The organism is Allostella sp., from assembly GCF_041913585.1.
In the GTDB taxonomy this organism is placed as follows: Bacteria; Pseudomonadota; Alphaproteobacteria; order ATCC43930; family Allostellaceae; genus Allostella.
Genome location: NZ_JAYSFE010000004.1, coordinates 25,979 through 47,130 on the forward strand (window position 1 = coordinate 25,979; position 21,152 = coordinate 47,130).

The window sequence follows — 21,152 nt, forward strand, 5'->3', positions numbered from 1 at the left end:
TATATGCGGTCGCCGGCCGGGAATGACCAGCCGGGGCGCCGTCGCGGCGATCAGCCGTCGGCCGACGCCTCCGGCAGGATCTGGCCGCCGTCGACGACCAGCGTCTGGCCGGTGATCCAGCCGGCCTCGTCGGAGGCGAAGAAGAGGGCGGCGTTGGCGACGTCGGCGACGCCGCCGAGCCGGCCCATCGGGATGGCGGCGGTCATCCGCGCGAGATAGTCGGGGCCGATGCCGGTCAGCCCCTCGGTCAGGATGTTGCCGGGCATCACCGCGTTGATGGTGATGCCGTGCGGCGCCAGTTCCAGCGCCGCGGTGCGGACGAAACCGAGCTGTCCCGCCTTGCTGGCGCCGTAGTGGGCCCAGCCGGGATAGCCGGTCACCGGCCCGGTGATCGACGAGGTGACGACGATCCGCCCGCGCCCCGCGCGCTTCATCGCCGGCAGGCAGGCGGTGACGGCGAGGAAGGTGCCGCGCAGGTTGGTGGCGATGACGCCGTCGAACGCCTCCGGCGTCATCTCTTCCAGGCGGGCGGAGGGAAAGACCCCGGCATTGGCGCAGAGCACGTCGATGCCGCCGAAGTGCCGCTCGGCCTCGGCCGCCATCGCCTGCATTCCGGCCGGGTCGGCGACGTCGGCCGCGAAGGGATGGGCGGTACCGCCGGCCGCGGCGATGTCGGCCACGGTGCGGGCGGCGGCTTCGGCCGCGCGGGCGACGACCAGGACGCGGCAGCCGGCTTCGGCGAAGCGCAGCGCCATGCCGCGGCCGATGCCGCGGCTGCCGCCGGTGACGACGACCGTGCGGCCGGCGAGGGGGGCGAACATGGAGGGTCCTCCGGTCAGGAAAAGTCGGACAGCAGCCGTTCGGCCATGGCGACGCTGCCGTGGGTGTAGCCGGCGCCGAGTTCGGCGGCGATCGGCACCTCGGCATGGGAGGCGAGCCAGCCGACCAGCAGGATGCGCCGCATCATCACGAAGACCGGGATCTCGGCGGCGTCCTCCTCGGCCAGCGGCAGGACGGTGCGGTAGCCGGCGACCCAGGCGTCGGCCAGCGCCGGCACGATCGGGTCGTCCTCCATGAAGCTGACGGCGGCCGCGAAGTCGTAGACCAGCCAGGAGAAGCCGCAATCGTCGAAGTCGATGACGGTCAGGCGCTCGCCGTCGACCAGCAGGTTGGCGAGGCGCAGGTCGGCATGGACGAGGCCGTAGCGGCCGGCGCTGCGGCCGAACCCCTCGGTGCGCCGCCGGATGAGGTCGAGGGCGCGCTGCAGGATGGCGGCGCCCGCGGCGTCGAGGCCGAAGCCGGCGCGCCACGGGCCCCAGACCGGCGCGGCACCGAACATGGCGTCGTAGTCCCAGTGCGGGCGCCGGAAGCCGGCCGGCGCCGGCCAGGCCCGGACATGCGCGTGCATCCGTGCGGTCACCGCGCCCAGGGTGTGGAACCAGCCGACGAGGTCGTCGCCCTTGTCCGGCTCCTTGCCGGCCGCGAACTCGAAGGCGACGGCGTGGCGGGCCGGGCCGGCGTCCGTCGCCGGCAGGACGCGCAGCAGCCCGCCGTCGGTGCCGGCGACCGGTGCCGGGGTGGTGACGGCGCCGTGCGCGCGCAGGGCGGCGATCCAGGCCAGCTCGGATTCGATCTCGGCCGCGGTGCGGTAGCCGATGCGGTGGACCCGGAGGATCAGGTTGCGACCCCGGTCGGGGTCGTCCAGCCGGTAGGTGGCGTTCTCGGAGAGGTTCAGCAGCGTCACCGCGGTGCGCGGCGACAGGCCCCATTGCGGCAGCGCCGCCGCCACCCGCCGGTCGAGATCCGCCAGCACCTCCGGCCGGTATTCCATCGCCCCACGCCCTCCACCCCGTCGCCCGCGGCATCATCGCGACCGGCGCAGGAGGAATTCAAGAACGATGCCGACGCCCTGACTACCGGAGCCCTGACGACCGGAGCGGCCACCGACGGCGGCGCGCCGCCCTAGTGGACGACCCCCGGCTCGACCCGGTCGGCGAGGCGACGGATGTCGTCGACGCTGGTGTTGGAGCGGCGAAGCACGAGAAGCAGCATCGGGTCCTGAAGCAGCTCGTCGAGCCTCGGTTCGCCGCGCAGCCACCGATCGGCGCACGCCCGGCCGTTCGCGTTGTCTCGATACTGTTCCATGTCCGCACCCTGCCTGGCCAACACGGCGGAAATGGGGCGGTGCGGTGAAAATCGGAAGAGCGGCGGGCGCTTGTCGCGCAATCTTCACGCGATCGTGCGGCCGGCGGCGGGGCGGCGGTCAGCCGGGTTGCACTGGTCCCGCGACGGTCCTAGTTTGGCGCGCTTTTCCCATCCCCCGGAGCCGCCTCGCCATGGGCCTCATCGCCGAACGCCTGTCCCGCATCAAGCCCTCGCCGACCATCGCGGTCTCCACCAAGGCGCAGGAGCTGAAGGCCGCCGGCCGCGACGTCATCGGCCTCGGTGCCGGCGAGCCGGACTTCGACACCCCGCCCAACATCGCCGCCGCGGGCATCCGCGCCATCGAGCAGGGCGACACCCGCTACACCGCGGTCGACGGCACGCCGGCGCTGAAGAAGGCGATCTGCGCCAAGTTCAAGCGCGAGAACGGGCTCGACTACAAGCCCTCGCAGGTCACCGTCAGCAGTGGCGGCAAGCAGGTGATCTACAACGCCCTGATGGCGACGCTCGACCCCGGCGACGAGGTCATCATCCCCGCGCCCTACTGGGTCTCCTACCCCGACATGGTGCTGCTCGCCGAGGGCAAGCCCGTGTTCGTGCCCTGCCCGCAGAACAACGGCTTCCGCATGCGGGCCGAGGACCTGGAGCAGGCGATCACGCCCAGGACCAAGTGGGTGATCCTGAACTCGCCGTCGAACCCGACCGGTGCCGCCTATTCCCATGCCGACCTGAAGGCGCTGACCGACGTCCTGATGCGCCATCCGCACGTCCATGTCCTGACCGACGACATGTACGAGCACCTGATGTACGACGGCTTCCAGTTCGTGACGCCGGCCCAGGTCGAGCCCGGCCTCTACGACCGCACGCTGACCATGAACGGCGTCTCCAAGGCCTACTGCATGACCGGCTGGCGCATCGGCTATGCCGCCGGGCCGGAGAAGCTCATCAAGGCGATGGCGGTGATCCAGTCGCAGAGCACCTCCAACCCGTCCTCGATCAGCCAGGCCGCCGCCGTCGAGGCGCTGAACGGGCCGCAGGACTTCATCCCGCGCAACAACGCCGTCTTCCAGGAGCGCCGCGACCTCGTGGTGCAGATGCTGAACACGGCCCCCGGCATCTTCTGTCCGAAGCCCGAGGGCGCCTTCTACGTCTACCCGTCCTGCGCCGGCACGATCGGCAAGACGACGCGGTCGGGCAAGCGCATCGGCAACGACACCGACTTCACGACCGCACTGCTCGAGGAGGAGGGCGTCGCCGTCGTCCAGGGCGAGGCGTTCGGCCTCTCCCCGCACTTCCGCATCTCCTACGCGACCGCGACCGAGACGCTGCGCGACGCCTGCCAGCGCATCATCCGCTTCTGCGAGGGGCTGAAGTAGCCGCCGGTCGAGCGGCGCCGACCATGGCGGCCAGCGCCCGGGCATCCGCGCGCGCGGGCCGCTGGTCGGTATTGTCGAAATCGACGAAGCCGTCGCGCCGCCGCCGGGTGTCCCGGCCGCGGCCGGCGAAGGTTCCGTCGGCCATCGGGCACCGCGTCGGCCCAGCCGGCGAAGGTCTCGGGCCGCTGCAGGCGGTCGAAGGTGCCGTTGACCGCGACCGTCCGGAACCGGCTCGCGACATGGGCCAGCTCGCGGGACGGCGGCAGCCCCGCGGGATGGAAATGGCCGCGCCAGGCGGGTAGCGCCAGCCCGCCACGCCGATCCGGATATCTCCGCGCCGTCCGGACATCGCCCGCCACCCACTCGCCGGCAACCATGCGCCATGTGCGACGGTTCCGCCGCCGACCATTTTCCTGTTGCGCCCCGATGACGGCGATGCCCATCCTTTCCTCGGGAGGAGCCGCCAGGGCTATCCCGCCCAGCGGTTCTGAGACCTCCTGAAGGAGGCTTTGACGATGGGTGAAAGGAAGGCGGCCGCGCCCCGCTGCGCGGCCCTGGTAGGACCGTACCTGTCCGGCAAGACGACCCTGCTCGAGGCGCTGCTGCATGCGACCGAGGCGACCGCCCGGCGCGGCAGCGTCAAGGACGGCACGACCGTCGGCGACAGCGCGACCGAGGCCCGGGCCCGCAGGATGTCGACCGAGCTGACGGTCGCCAACACCAGCTATCTCGGCGACCCCTGGACCTTCATCGACTGCCCCGGCTCGGTCGAACTGGCGAGCGAGGCGGTGGGCGCGATGCTGGCGGCCGACGCCGCCGTCGTCGTCTGCGAGCCCGACAGCGACAAGGCGGTGATGCTGGGGCCGCTCTTCAAGTTCCTCGACGACCACGGCATCCCGCACATGCTGTTCGTCAACAAGATGGACCAGGCGACCGAGCGGGTGCGCGACCTGCTGGAGGCGCTGCAGGCGGTGTCGCAGCGGCCGCTCGTCCTGCGCCAGGTGCCGATCCGCGGCGCCGAGGCCGAGTCGCCGGTCACCGGGTACATCGACCTCGTGAGCGAACGCGCCTACGCCTACAAGCCCGGGCAGGCCTCGGAACTGATCGCCATGCCCGAGACCGTCCGCGAGCGCGAGGCGAACGAGCGCCAGAAGATGCTGGAGCGGCTGGCCGATTTCGACGACGGGCTGCTGGAGCAGCTGCTGTCCGACGCGATGCCGGCCAAGGAGGAGATCTACGCCCAGCTCACCCAGGACCTGGAACGCGACCTGATCGTTCCGGTCTTCCTCGGCGCGGCGGAGCACGACCACGGCGTCCGCCGGCTGCTCAAGGCGCTCCGGCACGAGGTGCCGCAGCCGCAGCAGACGCTCGACCGCAGGGCGGTCGCGACCGCGGGCGAGCCGCTGGCCCAGGTCTTCAAGACCGTGCATGCCGCCCACACCGGCAAGCTGTCCCTGGCCCGCGTCTGGCGCGGCCCGATCACCGAGGGCATGGTGCTGAACGACGTGCGCGTCGGCGGCATCGTCCGCCTGTTCGGCGCCCAGCAGCAGAAGGTGACCGCCGCCCAGACGGGCGAGGTGGTCGGGCTCGGCCGCATGGACCCGGTCCTGACCGGGGCGGTGCTGACGCCGTCCGGCGCCGGCGAGCCGGGGCTCGCCTGGCCGGCGCCGCCCAAGCCCGTCTACGCGCTCGCGATCAATGCCGAGAAGCGCGCCGACGAGGTGAAGCTGACCGCCGCCCTCGCCCGGCTGGCCGAGGAGGACCCCGCGCTGTCGGCCGCCTTCCGCGACGAGACGCACGAACTCGTCCTCTCCGGCCAGGGCGACATCCACCTCCAGATCGCCTGCGACCGCCTGCGCAGCCGCTACAACGTCCCGGTCACGACGCGGCCGCCGCAGGTCGCCTTCAAGGAGACGATCCGCAAGCCGCACGCGATCCATTCCCGCTTCAAGCGCCAGTCGGGCGGGCACGGCCAGTTCGCCGACATCCATGTCGACATCAAGCCGCTGCCGCGCGGCTCGGGCTTCGTCTTCGCCGAGACGATCGTCGGCGGCGTCGTGCCGCGGCAGTACATCCCGGCGGTCGAGGAGGGCGCGCGAGAGGCGCTGCGACAGGGCCCGCTCGGCTTTCCGGTCGTCGACCTGTCGGTGACGCTGACCAGCGGCCAGTTCCACGCCGTCGACAGTTCCGACATGGCGTTCAAGACGGCGGGGCGCCAGGCGATGGTCGATGGCCTGCCGCAGTGCGAGCCGGTCCTGCTGGAGCCGATCCTGGAGGTCGAGGTCGTCGCCCCCAGCGCCTATACCGCCCGGGTGCAGCGGCTGGTCAGCGGCCGGCGGGGACAGTTGCTCGGCTACGACGCCCGCGAGGGCTGGCCGGGATGGGACGCGGTGACGGCGCACATGCCGGCGTCGGAGATCCACGACCTCATCGTCGAATTGCGCTCGCTGTCGCACGGCGTCGGCAGCTATACCGCCCGCTTCGATCATCTCCAGGAACTGACCGGGCGGCTCGCCGACAAGGTGGTCGAGGGGCGGGCGGCCGCGGCGCAATAGGGGGAAGCGGCATGGCTGGATGGGAAGGGCGGGCGGCGGCCCGCCTGCTGGAGGCGCGGGCCGGCGCCCGGATGGCGGCCCTGCCGCCGGACGAGCGGCCGGCCGACCTCGCTGCGGCGCTGGCGGTGCAGCGCCAGGTGGTGGCGCAGAAGGGCGCCGCCACCCGCGGCTGGAAGGTCGGCTGCACCGGGCCGGCGGCGCAGAAGCTGCTCGGCTACGACCGGCCCTTCTATGGCCGGCTGCTCGACGGGCTCGTGCATGCGAGCCCGGCGCGCCTGCCCGGGGCGGGCTTCTCGATGCGGCTGCTCGAGGCGGAATACGCCTTCCGCCTCGGCCGCGACCTGCCGCCGTCGGGCGCGCCGTGGACGGCCGAGACCGTCGCCGACGCGGTGGCGGCAGTCCATCCGGCGATCGAGATCGTCGACACCGCCTTCGCCGAGTGGCTGTCGGTCGGCATTCTCAGCCTCATCGCCGACAACGGCGTCCACGGCGCCTTCGTGCTCGGCGAGGGCGTGACCGACTGGCGGGGCGTCGACCTCGTCGACGGCAGCGTCGTCTTCACCGTCGCGGGCGGCGCCGCCGTGGAGGGCAGGGGGGCCAACGTGCTCGGCAACCCGCTCGCGTCGCTGGCCTGGCTCGCCAACGAGACGGCACCGCTGGGCGGGCTCAAGGCGGGTGAGATCGTCACCACCGGCAGCGCCATCCCGCCGCAGCCGGTCGGGCCGGCGGCGAGCGCGGAGGCGACCTTCGCCGGACTCGGCCGCGTCGCCGTCACCTTCGTCTGAGCGAAGTTGGCGAACCCGGGGCGGTGTTCAAGCGCAGTTGATTGGGCGGTGAGGCCGCGGCGGGGCTAGGCTCGCGGCCTCACTTCCCACCGGAGGAGATCCGAGGATGCTCGTCAAGCGCCGCCGCGGCTGGGAGATGCCGGAACGATCCGCCACTCCCGAATCCGTCTATCTCGACCGCCGCGCCCTGCTGAAGGCGGCGGGCTTCGGCATGGCGGCGGCGGCGGTGCCGTTCGCCGCCGAGGAGGCGGCTGCCCAGGGTGCGGCCGCCGATCCGACCGCCGGCCTCTACCCCGCCCGGCAGAACATGCGCTACCGCCTCGACCGGGCGGTGACGCCGGAGAAGGACGCGACCTCCTACAACAATTTCTACGAGTTCGGCTCGCACAAGGGCATCGCCGGCGCCGCCCAGGCACTGAAGATCCGGCCCTGGACGATCGCCTTCGAGGGCATGGTCGAGAAGCCGGTGACGATCGACTTCGACGACCTGGTGAAGAAGATGCCGCTCGAGGAGCGGCTCTACCGTTTCCGCTGCGTCGAGGCCTGGTCGATGGCGGTGCCGTGGACCGGCTTCCCGATGAAGGCGATGGTCGAGTTCGCCAGGCCGCTGGCGTCCGCCAAGTATGTCGTCTTCCAGACCTTCATGGACCCGAAGGTCGCGCCCGGGCAGCGGCAGAGCTGGTACCCCTGGCCCTACACGGACGGGCTGACGGTCGCCGAGGCGACGAACGAACTCGCCTTCATGGCGACCGGCCTCTACGGCAAGCCGCTGCCGAAGCAGAACGGGGCGCCGATCCGCTTCGTCACGCCATGGAAGTACGGGTTCAAGCAGGTGAAGTCGATCGTGCGCGTCGAGTTCACCGACAAGCGGCCGGTCGGCTACTGGGAGAAGCTGCAGTCGTCCGAGTACGGCTTCTGGGCGAACGTCAATCCCAAGGTCTCGCATCCGCGCTGGAGCCAGGCGACCGAGCGGGTGCTGGGCAGCGACGAGCGCGTCCCGACCCTGCTCTACAACGGCTACGAGGAATTCGTGGCCGATCTCTACAAGGGCATGGAGAACGAGCGGCTCTTCGCCTGAGGAGCCGCTCGTCCGGCACCGCCCTGCCTCAGTAGAGGCGGGTGCGGTAGCTCTCCTCCAGGCGCTGGTCCGCCTCCTCGGCGGTGCCGACCCGGGTCTGGTCGGCGATGATCCGGCCCAGCGTCGGGAAGCTCGACCGCTCGATCTGGACCTCGGGGCTCCATAGCCGGCTGCGCTTCAGCGCCTTGCCGCAGTGGAAGAAGACCTCGTCGACCTCGACCAGCATGGCGGCGCGCGGCGTCTTGCCCTGGACCGCGTGCGGCGCCAGCACCGCGGCGTCGGTCGTCAGGCTGGCCCGTCCGTTGACCCGGAGGGTCTCGTCGACGCCGGGCACGAAGAAGAGCAGGCCGACGCCCGGATGGGCGACGATGTTGCGGAAGCTGTCGACGCGGTTGTTGCCGATCCGGTCCGGCACCAGCAGCCGGCGGTCGTCCAGCACCTTGACGAAGCCCGGTGCGTCGCCGCGGGGCGAGGCGTCGGCGGTGCCGTCGCCGCCCGCGGTCGCCAGCACATGGAAGGGCGACAGGGCGATGAAGCTGCGGGCATGCGGGTCGAGGAAGGTCAGCACCTTCTTCTCGGCGAGGCCCGAAATCGGGCCGTAGTGCTCGCGCAGGCGGTCGCAGTCGGTGAGGGTCGCGGGGAGGTCGTGGCTGTCCATGGGTTCCTCGGGGCAGCGCGCAGGCAGGGGGTGATGCCGAGGGTAGCGGCATTCCGCCGCCCTCGCCATCCCCGGCCTCCGGCCTAGCCCGCGTCGCCGACGTCGAGCACGGTCAGGGCCCGGGACTCGCCGCGGCGCGTCTCCCAGGCGATCGACTGGCCGCGGGCGAGGCCGATGAGGGCCGCGCCGATCGGCGTCATCACCGAGATGCGGCCGGCGGCGATGTCCTGTTCGCCAGGGTAGACCAGCGTCACCCAGCGCTCCTGGCCGGTCGCGTCGTCGCGGAAGCGGACGCGCGAGCCCATGCGGACGATGTCGCCGGGCAGCCCGCCGTCCGGCACCACCCGGGCGCGGTCGAGTTCGCGGGCGAGGTATTCCGCGACCTCGGGCATGGTGTCGGCATAGCCGTCCGCGAGGCGGTCGAGGGCGGCGTGGTCGGTCTGCCGCACGGTGATCGGCGGCAGGGCGGAAGTGGCAGTGCTCATGGTTCGTCTCCGGCGCTCCAGCGGCGCGGGGCGTGTTCGAATGCGATGCGGAAGATGGTCCGGACGCCGCTGCAGGCACTCCCGTGACCGGCTGGCCCCGGCAGTCCGGGGCCGCGCGTCGTCTACGCGGCCGGAGCCGGGGCGGAAGAGCCCGTTCGCAGCGAGCCCGAGCGGGTGCGGCGATGGAGGCGGGGGGCGGACGCGGACATGGAACTTATGTCGGGCCTGCGGGCGCCGGCGTCAATGGCCGCGTGCCGGGCGCGACCCCGCCGGCCAGCCAGGCGAGGTGGCGCCCGAAGGCGCCGCCGGGGAGCAGGTAGGGCACGACCCCGTGCTGCGCCAGCCCCGGGATCGGCACCAGTTCCACGCCCGGAACGTCGCCCATGCGCTCGGCCTCCGCCCGGTCCCAGCGGTTGGCGCCGCCATAGACGAGCCGCAGCGCCGGTCGCCGGTCGGCGGCGGCGTAGAGGGCGGCGAGATCGAGCTGCGTCGGATCGACCGGCTCGCCGACCGCGCCGCGCAGGCGCTCGCGGCGCAGCAGTTCCGGCAGGCTGTCGTCGAGCACGGTCGGACCGGCGAAGCAGAGCACCCGCTCGGCCGGCAGGTCGAGCCCGTAGCGCAGCGCGCCGAACGAACCGGACGAACTGCCGGTGCAGACGATGCGCGGGCAGCCGAGGTCGGCGGCGAGGCGGCGCAGCGCCCGCACGGTCTCGCGATAGCCGTCGCCCAGCGACGGCACGCCGCCGAGGAAGTGCATCCCGTGGAGGTCGCGCAGGTAGACGATGCTGGCGCCGAGCCGGCGCAGCCAGGCGTGGATCAGCCGCAGCGGGCCGTTGAAGCGCTGGGCGCCGCCGGTGAAGACGAAGATCACGGTCCGGGCGCCCGGGCACGCGGTCACCTGGACGTCGCGTGCCGGGTCGTCGAGGAGGTCGGGCGCGGCGCCGTCGGGGGCATCGGTCGGGGCATGGGCGATGAGCGTGTGCAGTTCGGCGATCGCCGGGACCGTGACCGGCTCGTCGGTCGTGGCGGCGAGGAAGGCCTTGGCCGCGGCGACGCCGCCCATGGTGACGATCGTGCTGAGCAGGATCGAGCGCTCCTTGGCGCCACGGGGCAGCGGCACGCAGGTCGGGTCGCGCAGGAAGCGGACGGCGTCCAGCATCAGCCGCCAGCCGAGTGCCGCCGACTCGCGCTCCAGCGACTGCGCGACCGCGTCGCTGCGGCCGAGATGCCAGTGGCGCAGCAGTTCGGACGCGTAGCGCGCGGCGCCGATCTCGGACGGCGGCGCCAGGCGCTCCGGGCCGAGGACGCGGATCGCCGTCACGCGCGCCGGGCCGCGACCCCGCCGCCGGGCGCCGTCCCTTCGCCGCCGTCGCCGGCCGGGCGGCGCGCATAGGCGAGGATGGCGGCGATCGAGCGGCATTCGGCCATGTCCGCGTCGGCGACGTGCAGGCCGTAGCGCTCCTCGATGCGGATCAGGATCTGCGCGTGGTCGAGCGAATCGAGGCCGGCATCCTCGAAGTCGGTGTCCGCTCCGATGGAGGCGGCGCCCGCCCGGTCCACCGCCTCGGCGATCGCCGCCCGCACCTGCTCCTCGCTCAGCATCACCCCACCATCGTTCCGGTGAATCCTGCCGCGATGGTACAGGGGCCGGGCGGGCGGAGCCATCGTCGGCTCAGCGCCGCGGGCTGCCGCGCGCCAGCAGCACATGGCCGAGCGGCCGCCGGTCGACCGCGATCTCCGCCCGCCAGAACCGGCCTCCCAGCCGCGGCACCGTCCTCACGGCGACGGTGCCGTCGGCCGGCGGCAGGGTCGCGCAGGCGATCTCGGCGATCGTCCAGTAATCGTCGGGATAGGGCCGCTCCAGCAGCGCCAGGGCGAGGGCGATGGCGCGGTGCAGGGGGGTGCCGGGTCCGGCGGGCTGTGTCGCGCGATCGCCCGCGAGGACGGCGCCCTCGAGCAGGGCGGCATCGTCGCCCGTCCGCCGGTGGCGGATCGGCCGGTCGGGGCGATGGTGGAGCGACAGCCGGTGCGGGATGCCGTTGCGGACATAGCGGAAGCGGCCGCAGACCGGGCGGCCGTCGGCGGGCATCTCCGGCAAGGCCTCGATGGCGCAGTCGCCGGCGATCCGCAGCACCAGGGCGAGATCGCCCTCCGCACCCGTGGCGGCGACCAGCGCATCCAGGATGTCGGCGCCGTGGAGGTAGGTGCGCCGGCCGGTCAGCGGCGGCTCGATCAGCATCGGTCGGGCGGCCTCAGGGCAGGACGACATGCGGCACGAACCGGCTGGTCGTGTCCTGGACGATCGGCCCGTCCGATTCGATGATGCCGATGCCGGCGGCCTCGCCGCCGACGATCCAGGCGCCGACCGAGGCATGGTGCTCGCCGCCGACCCCGCGGAACGTCGGCAGGCGGTGCAGCGCCTGCACCACATGGCGCTGGCCACCGTGGTGGCCGTCGGTCCGCACTTCGCCGCCGGGCAGCGCGGGATCGCGGAGACGGATGTTCTGTCCCTTGATCGAGAACAGGGGCTTGGCGACGGCGCGGTCGCCGGGCGCCTCCCGATCGCCCTCGAACCAGCAGGGCAGCAGGTTGGGATGGCCGGGGAAGAGCCGCCACAGCCAGACCAGCAGGCCCTTGGACGACAGGATCAGCTTCCAGGCGGGCTCGATCACCAGCGGCGCCGCGGATCCGAGGAGGCTGGGGCCGAAGGGCTCGCGCAGGAGCAGTTCCCAGCGATAGGCCTTGACGAGGCACCCGATGGCCCGGTCGTCGATGTCGGTGAGCGCCCCGCGACCATCGATGCCGATCGCCTCGAGGTCGACGAGTTCGGCGGCGAGGCCGGCCTGGGTGGCGCAGTCGGCGAGATAGCGCACCCACATCCGGTCCTCGAGATTGCGCACCGAGGCCGCCAGGTGGACCGCCCCCGCCACGGGCAGCCGCCGCAACGCTTCGATCAGGGCCGCGTGCAGCCGGTTGAACTGGTCGGCGCCGTCGGGGACGGACCGGTCCGCCAGCCGGTCCTCGAGCCAGATCCACTGGAACACCGCCGTCTCGAACAGCGTTCCCGGGGTGTCGCCGTTGCATTCGTGCAGCTTGGGCGGCGCGGTGCCGTCCCAGGCGAGATCGAAGCGGGTGCAGAGCGCCGGGTCGCCGCGGCGCCAGCTTGTGCGCACCAGGTCCCAGACCGCCTCGGGGATGCCGAGCGAGCCGAGAACGCGCGCGTCGCCGCAGGCATGCTCGGCGACGGCGAGGCACAGGCGCCAGAGTTCCTCGACCGCCGGCCGCAGCGCGGCCTCGATCGCCGGCCGCGAGAGCTGGTAGCAGGCGCCGTCGGTCCAGTATGCGCCGCCGGCGTAGGTGTGGTTGACGAAGCCGAGATCGGCTGCGGTCCGCCGCCAGTCCGGGCGCGCGGCGAGTTCGACCCGCCGCATCATCGCCCGCTCGTCCCGGCGGCGAGGTCGCCGGCGTCGCCGCGGTCGAACGGAACCGTGGCCGGGACCGCGAGCCGAAGCCCGGGGGAACGAAGGCGCGTCACGGGCGATGGTCGGCGATCGATGTGGATGGCGCAGGATACGATCCGGGCCGACCGGCGGTGAAGTCGGGCGACAAAAAAAAGGCCCCGGTGTTGCCACCGGGGCCAGTTGAACAGGGAGGCTTCACGTCTGGGAGACGTAGGATCCCGAAGGACCCCATTTCGGGCGGGGAGCCCGAAATTCCTGACCGGCGCACCGTCCCTGGCGGCAGACCGACCGAATTCCGTGGTGCTGCATCGCAGCGCCTGTGGATGATTAAATAGGCAGGAGGGCCGGGTCGACCACAGCCATTGTCTCGTGGCGGATATGCGAAATCCGCATGGCTCCCGATAGATAGCCGCCAAATTTGGATGTTTGCACGAGCCGGTCGGTCCGTCCTGGACCATGCTGCACTGCCTAAAATCGCGTCTCGGCCACCCTGGCCACGAGATAGTCGCGGAACACGGCAATGCGCTTGGAATGGCGCAGTTCCTCCGGATAGACGAAGTAGGTGTCGACGGGCGGCCCGGCGAGCTCCGGCAGGACGCGATCCAGCGACTCGACCTCGCTCACCATGTAGTCGGGCAGCGCACCGATGCCGATGCCGCTCTGCACGGCACGCAGGATGCCGTAGACGCTGTTGACGGTGAACAGGTTCGGCCGGTGCCGGCCCGCCTGCCTGCCGATGTCCATCAGCCAGTTGACCGACGGCGTCGGCGCATGACCGTACTCGCCGAAGACCACGAGGCGGTGCCGCTCGAGATCGGCGGTCGATTGCGGCGTCCCGTGCTCCTGCAGGTACTGCCGCGAGGCATAGAGGTGCAGGGAGACCGTCACCAGGTGGCGCTGGACGAGGTCCGGCTGGCGTGGCGGCGACATCCGGATCGCGACGTCCGCCTCGCGCATGCCGAGGTCGAGTTCGCTCTCGTCGAGCAGCAGGCTGACCTGGATGTCCGGGTAGCGGTCGACGAACTCGCGCATCCGCGGCGTCAGCCACATCGAACCGAAGGCGACCGGGGCGGTGACCTTGATCGGGCCCTTGGGGCGGTCCTTGGCCTCGCTGAGGGCGGCCTCGGTCATCGCCAGCTTGGCGAAGACGTCGTGCGCCGTGCGGTAGAGCATCTCGCCCTGCTCGGTCAGGATCAGGCCGCGGGCATGGCGATGGAAGAGCGGCGTGCCGAGGCTGTCCTCGAGCGCGCTGATCTGGCGGCTCACCGCCGACTGGCTGAGATTCAGCTTCTCCCCGGCATGCGTGAAGCTTCCCGCCTCGGCGACGGCGTGGAAGACGCGCAGCTTGTCCCAATCCATCGGCATGACAGTCCACGGCCGCCGGCCCTTCGGCCGGCGCCGCGCCCCCCAATCGTCGGCCGCCGCTCAGTCGGCAGCGGCCTGCTTCGCCACCCCGTCGTCGGTTCCGCCGCTCGCATGGGCGGCATCCTCGATCCCGGCCAGCCAGCGCTCCGCTTCGAGCGCCGCCATGCAGCCGAGACCGGCGGCGGTCACCGCCTGACGATATATCTTGTCACGGACATCGCCCGCCGCGAAGACCCCTTCGATGTCCGTCGCCGTCGAGTCCGGCCGGGTCAGGATGTAGCCCTCGCCGTCGAGCGCCAGCTGGCCGCGGAACAGTTCGGTGACGGGGGTATGGCCGATGGCGACGAAGACGCCCTCGACCTCGAGTTCGGAGATGGCGCCGCTCTTCACGTCGCGCAGCCGGACGCCGGTGACGCCGGGCGGGGTGCCGCCGCCCAGGACCTCCTCGACCACGGCGTCCCAGACCACCCGCACCTTCGGGTGGCGGAAGAGCCGGTCCTGCAGGATCTTCTCCGCCCGCAGCCGGTCGCGCCGGTGGATCAGCACGACCTCGCTCGCATGGTTCGTCAGGTAGAGGGCCTCCTCGACGGCGGTGTTGCCGCCGCCGATGACCGCCACCTTGCGGCCGCGGAAGAAGAAGCCGTCGCAGGTGGCGCAGGCGGAGACGCCGGCGCCGCGGTAGGTTTCCTCGCTCGGCAGGCCGAGCCAGCGCGCCTGGGCGCCGGTCGCGATGACGACGCTGTCGGCGATGTACTCGTCGCCGCTGTCGCCGACCGCGCGGAACGGGCGCTGCGTCAGGTCGCAGGACACGACGAGGTCCCCGATCAGCCGGGCCCCGACATGTTCGGCCTGGCGCCGCATCTGCTCCATCAGCCATGGGCCCTGGATCACGTCGGCGAATCCGGGATAGTTCTCGACGTCGGTCGTGATGGTGAGCTGGCCGCCGGGCTGCATGCCTTCGACCAGAAGCGGCTCGAGGTTGGCGCGCGCGGCATAGATGGCGGCGGTGTAGCCCGCCGGGCCGCCGCCGATGATGAGAACCTTGCTGTGATGGCGCTGGGCCATTGCCCGCCGACTCCGCTTGAGAACCCGATACACTAAGATAGTTGCGGCCGATGACGAAAGAAGCACCCGAACCGCCCGGCGCCGACGGTCCCTTCGGCTGGCGTCCGGCGCTTGCCGTCGTCGGCCTGCTGACGCTGCTCCGCCTCGCCTGGCTCGCCGGCGGGCCGCTCGACCTCTACGGCGACGAGGCCCAGTACTGGATCTGGGCCAAGGAACCGGCGTTCGGCTACTACTCCAAGCCGCCGCTGGTCGCCTGGCTGATCGCGCTCTCGACGGCGCTGCTCGGCGACGGCACCTTCGCCATCAAGCTGCCGAGCGCCCTCTGTCACGCCGCCACCGCCTGCGTGCTCTACGCGATCGGCCGCGAGGCCTGGGGCGCCCGCGTCGGGTTCTGGTCGGCGGTGCTGTGGGCGACGATGCCGGCGGTCTCGCTGTCGTCCCTCATCATCTCGACCGACCCGCCGCTGCTGCTGTTCTGGGCGCTGGCGCTGCACGCCTTCCTGCGCGCGGTGCGCGCGGATGGCGTCGGCGGGTGGGTCGCGGCCGGCATCTGGGCCGGGCTCGGGCTCCTCTCCAAGTACGCGATGGCCTATTTCCTGGTGTCCGCGGCGCTGTGCCTCGCCCTGACGCCGGGATTGCGGCCGCTCCTCTGGCGGCGGCTCCCGTTCCTGCTGGCGCCGGCGCTGCTGCTGCTGCTGCCGAACGTGCTGTGGAACCTCGCCAACGGCTTCGCGACCTTCCGCCACACCGGCGACAACGCCAATCTCGGCGGGCGGCTGTTCAATCCGGGCGAACTGGCGGAGTTCGCGGCGGCGCAGTTCGCGGTCCTCGGCCCGGTGCCGATGGCGCTGCTCCTGGTCGGCCTGTGGGCGGCGCTGCGGGGCGGCGACGGTGCCGGGCGGCGGGTCGCCTTCTTCGTCTGGCCGACGCTGGCGATCGCGCTCGCCATCGCCTTCCTGTCGCGGGCGCACGCCAACTGGGCGGCGCCGGCCTATGTCGCCGCGACCCTGCTGGCGGCCGCCTGGGCCGTGCAGCGGGGCTGGCGCCGCCTCCTCGTCTGGACGGCGGCGGCCCACGTCGCGGTCGCGGCCGTCGTCATGGCCGGGCCGCCCCTGCTGCGCCAGGCAGGCTGGGAACTGCCGGCGCGCTACGACCCGTGGCGGCGGGTGCGCGGCTGGTCCGACCTCGGGCGCAGCGTGACGGCGCTGCGCCAGGCGCATCCCGGCGCCGGCCTGCTGGTCGACAGCCGGCTGACCCTGGCGTCGCTCGTCTACTATGTGCGCCCGTTCGCCTTCGACGTGGTCAAATGGAACCCCGACGGGGTCGCCAACGACCATTTCGAGCTGACGACGCGGCTCACGCCGGGGGACGGGCGGAGCTACGTCCTGGTCTCGGCCCAGCCCGATCCCGCCGGCATCCTCTCCCGCTTCGCCGAAGCGACGTCGCTCGGCGAGATCGTGGTGCCGATCGGCCCCGACCGCGACCGGCGCCACCACGCCTTCCTGGTCCGGGATTTCCTCGGCTATCGCTGAGGCCGGCCGGCGAGGCGGCGGCGGATTTCGGCCGCGACCCGCCCGGCATCGTCGGGCGGCCGGTAGCTCCAGTCGGCGAGCCGGCCGGCGAACGGTCGGGTGATGCCGAGCGCCCGGAAATGTGCGTGGAAGCGCCGGAACTTCTCCGACCCGCCGGGCAGTTCGAGGACGTGGACCGGCCTGCCGGTCGCCGACGCCTCGGACGTCATCGACACCGAGTCGGCGGTGACCACGACCGCGTCGGCGAGGGCCAGGTAGCCGAGATAGGGGTTGTCGCCCTGGCCGTCCCAGAAGGCGATGCCGGTGCCGCCCAGCATCTGCCGAAGCAGGGCGCCCGACTCGGGCCCGGTGCGGCGCGAGGCGGTGACCATCAGCCCGGCCCGCTCCGTCGCCTGGAGGTCGAGCAGGTCGCGGGCGATGCCGCGGGCGGCCGCCTCGGTCATGCGGTAGGCGCGGCTGTTGCCGCCGATCATGACGGCGACCCGCGGCCGCGGCAGGTGGGCGAGCCGCGGTCCCCAGAACTCGGCCGCGCCGGCGAGGGCGGCGGCGGTGACCTTGTGGATGGCGCCATCGGTGACGACGACGTTGGGGCCGCGCAGCCGGTCGTGCTGCGGCACCGTCACCAGGTCGAAGAGGGCGGGGTCGAGGCCGCAATCCTGGATCTGCACGGCGAAGCTGGCGCCGCCGGACCGGCCGCGGACCCAGAGCACGGCACGGCCGGTGCGGCGGCCGGCGCCGATCGCGACCTCGGGCCAGGCGGCCCGGCCCGCCAGATCGCCCGCCGCCAGATCGCCCGCGGGCCGGGGGCCGAGGCCGCGCCGCCAGAGCGCGCCCGGCAGCAGCGACCAGGGCAGCCCGACCGTCGCCTGCAGCGGCAGGCCCTCGCCCAGGGCGCCGGCGAGGCCGGAAAGCTGGCTCAGATTTCCGGCCTTGCCGTCGTGGAGCAGCCAGCAGTGGAGCGGCGCGGTCATCGGCCGCCGGTTCGAATCTTGCTCGCCACGGCGCGGTCGGTAATATCCTTGCTCGACCACGGGGGGAAGCAGACGGGAAAATGCGCAAGATCAAGCTCGACCGGATCGATCGGCGCATTCTCCGCGATCTCCAGGCCGACGGGCGGATGACCAACGTGGAACTGGCCCGCCGTGCCGAAATCTCGGCTCCGCCCTGCCTGCGCCGGGTCCGGGCGCTGGAGGAGGCCGGCTTCATCCGCGGCTACCATGCCGACATCGATCCGGCGCTCCTCGGCTTCGGCGTCACGGTCTTCGCCTCGGTGGGACTGTCGAGCCAGGCCGAGACCGACCTGCGCGCCTTCGAACGCCTGGTCGGGACGTGGCCCGAGGTCCGCGAGTGCCACATGCTGGCGGGCGAGAACGATTTCCTGCTGCGCGTCGTGGCGCATGACTGGGATGCCTACCAGCGCTTCCTCACCACCCGGCTGACGGCCGCGCCCAACGTCAGCCACGTGAAGTCGGCCCTCGCCATCCGCTCGGCCAAGGAACTGCCGGGCGTGCCGATCGACGAGGAGGAGACCGCGGCCGCCTGAGGCGGCCCGGCTCAGGCGCCGAGCGCCTTGACGATCTCCTCGCACATCTTCTTGGCGTCGCCGAACAGCATCATGGTGTTGTCGCGGAAGAAGAGCTCGTTGTCGACGCCGGCATAGCCCGAGCTCATGCCGCGCTTGACGAAGAGCACCGTCTGCGCCCGCTCGACGTCGAGGATCGGCATGCCGTAGATCGGGCTCTTGGGGTCGGTCTTGGCGGCCGGGTTGGTGACGTCGTTGGCGCCGATGACGAAGGCGACGTCGGTCGCGGCGAAGTCGCGGTTGATCTCCTCGAGCTCGACGACCTCGTCGTAGGGCACGTTGGCCTCGGCCAGCAGGACGTTCATGTGGCCGGGCATGCGGCCGGCGACGGGGTGGATGGCGTAGCGCACCTCGACCCCCTCCTTCTTCAGGAGGTCGGCCATCTCGCGCAGCGCGTGCTGCGCCTGGGCGACGGCCATGCCGTAGCCGGGGACGACGATGACCGAGCGCGCGTTCTTCATGATGAAGGCCGCATCCTCGGCGCTGCCCGACTTCACCGCCTTGTCGCCGCTGGTGCCGGCCGGGCCGGCGGTGCCGCCGTCGGTGCCGAAGCCGCCGAGGATGACGTTGAAGATCGAGCGGTTCATCCCCTTGCACATGATGTAGCTGAGGATGGCGCCGGAGGCGCCGACGAGGGCGCCGGTGACGATCAGCAGGTTGTTCTGCAGCGTGAACCCGATGCCGGCCGCGGCCCAGCCGGAATAGGAGTTCAGCATCGAGATGACGACGGGCATGTCGGCGCCGCCGATCGGCAGGATCAGCAGCAGGCCGAGCGCCAGCGCGACGAGGCAGAGCAGCCAGAAGGCGACCGAGGATTCCTGGGCCACCAGCCAGACGCCGAGCAGCACGATGGCGACGCCGAGGGCGGCGTTGAACAGATGCTGGCCGGGGAACACCAGGGGCTTGCCGGAGACCAGCCCCTGCAGCTTGGCGAAGGCGACGATCGAGCCGGTGAAGGTGATGGCACCGATCGCCAGCCCCAGGCTCATCTCGATCAGGCTCGCCGTCTTGATCGCGCCGCGGATGCCGATCCCGTAGGATTCCGGCGCGTAGAAGGCGGCGCCGGCGACGAAGACCGCGGCGAGGCCGACGAGGCTGTGGAAGGCGGCGACGAGCTGCGGCAGCGCCGTCATCTCGATGCGCAGCGCGATCACGGTGCCGATGGCGCCGCCGATCAGGATCCCGACCAGGATCATCCAGTAGCTGACGACCTCGGGCGAGGCGAGCGTGGTCGCCACCGCGACGGCCATGCCGACGATGCCGTAGAGGTTGCCGGCGCGCGAGGTCTCGGGCGAGGACAGCCCGCGCAGCGCCATGATGAAGCAGACCGAGGCGACGAGGTAGAGGATGGCGGAGAGGTTGGCGCTCATGGTCCGGGGCCCTCTCAGCGCGTCTTCTTCTTGAACATCTGCAGCATCCGGTGGGTGACGATGAACCCGCCGAAGATGTTGATCGATGCCAGGATGACCGCGAGGAAGCCCATCGCCTTGGCGAAGCCGATCCCGGCCGGGCCCGCCGCGATCAGCGCGCCGACGATGATGACGCTGGAGACGGCGTTGGTGACCGCCATCAGGGGCGAGTGCAGGGCGGGCGTCACCCGCCAGACCACGTAGTAGCCGACGAAGCAGGCGAGCACGAAGACGGCGAGCGCGCCGACGGTCGGGCTGAGGCCGGTCGCCTCGCCCGCCTGCTGCACCATCTGTCCGGCGTCGGCGGCGAGGCCGCGCAGGTTGTTCGCCAGCATTTCCGCATCCGACGCGAGCTGGCCGGCGCGGTCGGAAATCTGGTGGGCGTCCATGCCGCTCATTCCCCCTGGCCCCCTGGCTTCAACTTCCCTGGCCGGCGAAGGCCGGATGCACGACGGCGCCGTCCCTGGTCAGCAGCGACGCCTTCACGATCTCGTCGGCGGTGTCGATCTTCAGCGCCGAACTCTCCTTGTCGACGAGCGGCGTCAGGAAGGCGACGAGGTTGCGGGCATAGAGCAGGCTGGCATCGACGGCGATCCGGCTCGGCATGTTGGCCCAGCCGACGATGCGGACCCGGTTGCCGGTCTCCACGATCTCGTCCGGTCGGCTGCCGGCGCAGTTGCCGCCCTGCTCGACGGCGAGGTCGACGACGACCGAGCCGGGGCGCATCGACGCCACCATCTCGGCCGAGATCAGCTTCGGCGCCGGCCGCCCAGGGATCAGCGCCGTGGTGATGACGATGTCCTGCTTGGCGATGTGCTGGGCGACAAGGGCCGCCTGCTTCTCGCGGTAGGCGGCCGACATCTCCTTGGCGTAGCCGCCGGCCGTCTCGGCCTGGCGGAACTCCTCGTCCTCGACGGCGACGAACTTGGCGCCCAGGCTCTCGACCTGCTCCTTGGCGGCGGGCCGGACGTCGGTCGCGGTGACGACGGCGCCGAGCCGGCGGGCGGTCGCGATCGCCTGGAGGCCGGCGACGCCCGCCCCCATGACGAAGACCCGGGCGGCCGGCACCGTGCCCGCCGCCGTCATCATCATCGGAAAGGCGCGCCCGTAGGTCTGGGCCGCCTCGAGCACGGCGCGGTAGCCGGCGAGGTTGGCCTGCGACGACAGCACGTCCATGGTCTGGGCGCGGGTGATGCGCGGCAAGAATTCGAGCGCGAAGGCGGCGAGCCCGCGCGCGGCATAGGCCCGGACCAGCGCCGGTTCGGCATAGGGCGCCAGCATCCCGACCAGCACCGCGCCCGGCTTCATCGCCGCGACCTCGTCGAGGCCGCCGTCGCCCGCGATCGGGCGCTGCACCTTGAGGACGACGTCGGCGTCGGCGAGCAGTGCGACCGGATCGGTCACGATCTGGGCGCCGGCGGCGGCATAGGCCTCGTCCGGCATCGCTGCCCGCTCGCCCGCGCTGGCCTCGACCGCGACCGTGAAGCCCAGTGCCGCCAGGCGCTTGACCGAATCCGGGGATGCGGCGACCCGGGCTTCTCCGGGACGACGCTCCTTCGTGACTGCGAGCTTCATGGAATGGTGCGCTCCCAGGGCCGCGGGACCGGCAGAATGACGGCTCGGCCGATGTTTGTGAAG

22 protein-coding genes are annotated in these 21,152 nt (G+C 72.0%); 6 read left to right on the plus strand and 16 right to left on the minus strand.

Going from position 1 to position 21,152, the window contains the following annotated elements:
- Positions 1–50 precede the first annotated feature (50 nt).
- From fabG to ACE3Q3_RS01620, 3 genes are all read right to left on the minus strand, one after another.
- Positions 51–821, minus strand: a complete 771-nt coding sequence (fabG, locus tag ACE3Q3_RS01610; protein ID WP_374440781.1) for a 3-oxoacyl-ACP reductase FabG — start codon at positions 819–821, stop codon at positions 51–53.
- A gap of 14 nt (positions 822–835) precedes the next feature.
- Entirely contained in the window at positions 836–1,831 is a 996-nt protein-coding gene (locus ACE3Q3_RS01615; RefSeq protein WP_374440784.1) for a phosphotransferase enzyme family protein, read from the minus strand.
- A 131-nt stretch (positions 1,832–1,962) separates the two neighbouring features.
- Positions 1,963–2,226 (minus strand): hypothetical protein, encoded by a 264-nt coding sequence (locus ACE3Q3_RS01620; RefSeq protein WP_374440786.1) that lies wholly within the window; start codon positions 2,224–2,226, stop codon positions 1,963–1,965.
- Positions 2,227–2,336: 110 nt separating this feature from the next.
- On the opposite strand from ACE3Q3_RS01620, the gene ACE3Q3_RS01625 reads away from it, so the two are divergent.
- Positions 2,337–3,539: a pyridoxal phosphate-dependent aminotransferase gene (locus tag ACE3Q3_RS01625; RefSeq protein ID WP_374440789.1), complete on the plus strand. Its 1,203-nt coding sequence runs from the start codon at positions 2,337–2,339 to the stop codon at positions 3,537–3,539.
- Here ACE3Q3_RS01625 and ACE3Q3_RS01630 read toward each other — a convergent pair.
- Positions 3,467–3,982 (minus strand): DUF72 domain-containing protein, encoded by a 516-nt coding sequence (locus ACE3Q3_RS01630; protein WP_374440792.1) that lies wholly within the window; start codon positions 3,980–3,982, stop codon positions 3,467–3,469. The two genes, ACE3Q3_RS01625 and ACE3Q3_RS01630, sit on opposite strands and share 73 nt — an antisense overlap.
- 72 nt (positions 3,983–4,054) lie before the next feature.
- On the opposite strand from ACE3Q3_RS01630, the gene ACE3Q3_RS01635 reads away from it, so the two are divergent.
- The 3 genes from ACE3Q3_RS01635 to msrP all read left to right on the plus strand — a co-directional run bounded on the left by ACE3Q3_RS01635 (position 4,055) and on the right by msrP (position 7,957).
- Positions 4,055–6,094 carry an elongation factor G gene (locus tag ACE3Q3_RS01635; protein WP_374440794.1) on the plus strand — a complete coding sequence of 680 codons (2,040 nt, stop codon included), beginning with the start codon at positions 4,055–4,057 and terminating at the stop codon, positions 6,092–6,094.
- 11 nt (positions 6,095–6,105) lie between these two features.
- Complete coding sequence (locus tag ACE3Q3_RS01640; protein WP_374440797.1) at positions 6,106–6,879, plus strand: 2-keto-4-pentenoate hydratase; 774 nt, start codon at positions 6,106–6,108, stop codon at positions 6,877–6,879.
- 106 nt (positions 6,880–6,985) lie between these two features.
- Positions 6,986–7,957: a protein-methionine-sulfoxide reductase catalytic subunit MsrP gene (msrP, locus tag ACE3Q3_RS01645; protein ID WP_374440799.1), complete on the plus strand. Its 972-nt coding sequence runs from the start codon at positions 6,986–6,988 to the stop codon at positions 7,955–7,957.
- A gap of 28 nt (positions 7,958–7,985) precedes the next feature.
- Here msrP and ACE3Q3_RS01650 read toward each other — a convergent pair whose 3' ends face one another.
- From ACE3Q3_RS01650 to trxB, 8 genes are all read right to left on the minus strand, one after another.
- A complete protein-coding gene (locus ACE3Q3_RS01650; RefSeq protein WP_374440802.1) occupies positions 7,986–8,615 on the minus strand; it encodes a pyridoxamine 5'-phosphate oxidase family protein in 630 nt (209 codons plus the stop codon).
- Between the two features lie 83 nt (positions 8,616–8,698).
- Positions 8,699–9,100 carry a nucleoside diphosphate kinase regulator gene (rnk, locus tag ACE3Q3_RS01655; protein WP_374440805.1) on the minus strand — a complete coding sequence of 134 codons (402 nt, stop codon included), beginning with the start codon at positions 9,098–9,100 and terminating at the stop codon, positions 8,699–8,701.
- A 214-nt stretch (positions 9,101–9,314) separates the two neighbouring features.
- Positions 9,315–10,421: a hypothetical protein gene (locus ACE3Q3_RS01660; protein WP_374440807.1), complete on the minus strand. Its 1,107-nt coding sequence runs from the start codon at positions 10,419–10,421 to the stop codon at positions 9,315–9,317.
- Entirely contained in the window at positions 10,418–10,702 is a 285-nt protein-coding gene (locus tag ACE3Q3_RS01665; RefSeq protein WP_374440810.1) for an acyl carrier protein, read from the minus strand. Before ACE3Q3_RS01665 ends, ACE3Q3_RS01660 begins: the two co-directional genes overlap by 4 nt.
- Positions 10,703–10,772: 70 nt before the next feature.
- A complete protein-coding gene (locus ACE3Q3_RS01670) occupies positions 10,773–11,339 on the minus strand; it encodes a hypothetical protein (RefSeq protein WP_374440812.1) in 567 nt (188 codons plus the stop codon).
- A gap of 13 nt (positions 11,340–11,352) precedes the next feature.
- Positions 11,353–12,534 (minus strand): glutathionylspermidine synthase family protein, encoded by a 1,182-nt coding sequence (locus tag ACE3Q3_RS01675; protein ID WP_374440815.1) that lies wholly within the window; start codon positions 12,532–12,534, stop codon positions 11,353–11,355.
- Between the two features lie 495 nt (positions 12,535–13,029).
- The gene (locus ACE3Q3_RS01680) at positions 13,030–13,920 is read right to left on the minus strand and encodes a LysR family transcriptional regulator (protein ID WP_374440925.1); all 891 of its coding nucleotides are present in this window, start codon (positions 13,918–13,920) and stop codon (positions 13,030–13,032) included.
- Positions 13,921–13,986: 66 nt separating this feature from the next.
- Positions 13,987–14,991, minus strand: coding sequence for a thioredoxin-disulfide reductase (gene trxB / locus ACE3Q3_RS01685; protein WP_374440818.1), 1,005 nt, complete (start codon positions 14,989–14,991; stop codon positions 13,987–13,989).
- Between the two features lie 50 nt (positions 14,992–15,041).
- On the opposite strand from trxB, the gene ACE3Q3_RS01690 reads away from it, so the two are divergent.
- Positions 15,042–16,523 (plus strand): ArnT family glycosyltransferase, encoded by a 1,482-nt coding sequence (locus ACE3Q3_RS01690; RefSeq protein ID WP_374440819.1) that lies wholly within the window; start codon positions 15,042–15,044, stop codon positions 16,521–16,523.
- Here ACE3Q3_RS01690 and ACE3Q3_RS01695 read toward each other — a convergent pair.
- Positions 16,514–17,494, minus strand: a complete 981-nt coding sequence (locus ACE3Q3_RS01695; protein ID WP_374440822.1) for a mitochondrial fission ELM1 family protein — start codon at positions 17,492–17,494, stop codon at positions 16,514–16,516. The genes ACE3Q3_RS01690 and ACE3Q3_RS01695 overlap by 10 nt on opposite strands.
- A gap of 80 nt (positions 17,495–17,574) precedes the next feature.
- Here ACE3Q3_RS01695 and ACE3Q3_RS01700 point away from each other — a divergent pair, with 80 nt between their 5' ends.
- Positions 17,575–18,066, plus strand: coding sequence for an Lrp/AsnC family transcriptional regulator (locus ACE3Q3_RS01700; RefSeq protein ID WP_374440824.1), 492 nt, complete (start codon positions 17,575–17,577; stop codon positions 18,064–18,066).
- 11 nt (positions 18,067–18,077) lie between these two features.
- Here the strand turns inward: ACE3Q3_RS01700 and ACE3Q3_RS01705 are convergent, their stop codons facing one another.
- From ACE3Q3_RS01705 to ACE3Q3_RS01715, 3 genes are read right to left on the minus strand one after another with little or no spacing between them, the layout of a single operon-like run.
- Positions 18,078–19,475 (minus strand): NAD(P)(+) transhydrogenase (Re/Si-specific) subunit beta, encoded by a 1,398-nt coding sequence (locus ACE3Q3_RS01705; RefSeq protein WP_374440827.1) that lies wholly within the window; start codon positions 19,473–19,475, stop codon positions 18,078–18,080.
- Between the two features lie 14 nt (positions 19,476–19,489).
- The gene (locus ACE3Q3_RS01710) at positions 19,490–19,903 is read right to left on the minus strand and encodes an NAD(P) transhydrogenase subunit alpha (protein ID WP_374440830.1); all 414 of its coding nucleotides are present in this window, start codon (positions 19,901–19,903) and stop codon (positions 19,490–19,492) included.
- A gap of 28 nt (positions 19,904–19,931) precedes the next feature.
- Positions 19,932–21,089 carry a Re/Si-specific NAD(P)(+) transhydrogenase subunit alpha gene (locus ACE3Q3_RS01715; protein WP_374440833.1) on the minus strand — a complete coding sequence of 386 codons (1,158 nt, stop codon included), beginning with the start codon at positions 21,087–21,089 and terminating at the stop codon, positions 19,932–19,934.
- Positions 21,090–21,152: the final 63 nt, after the last annotated feature.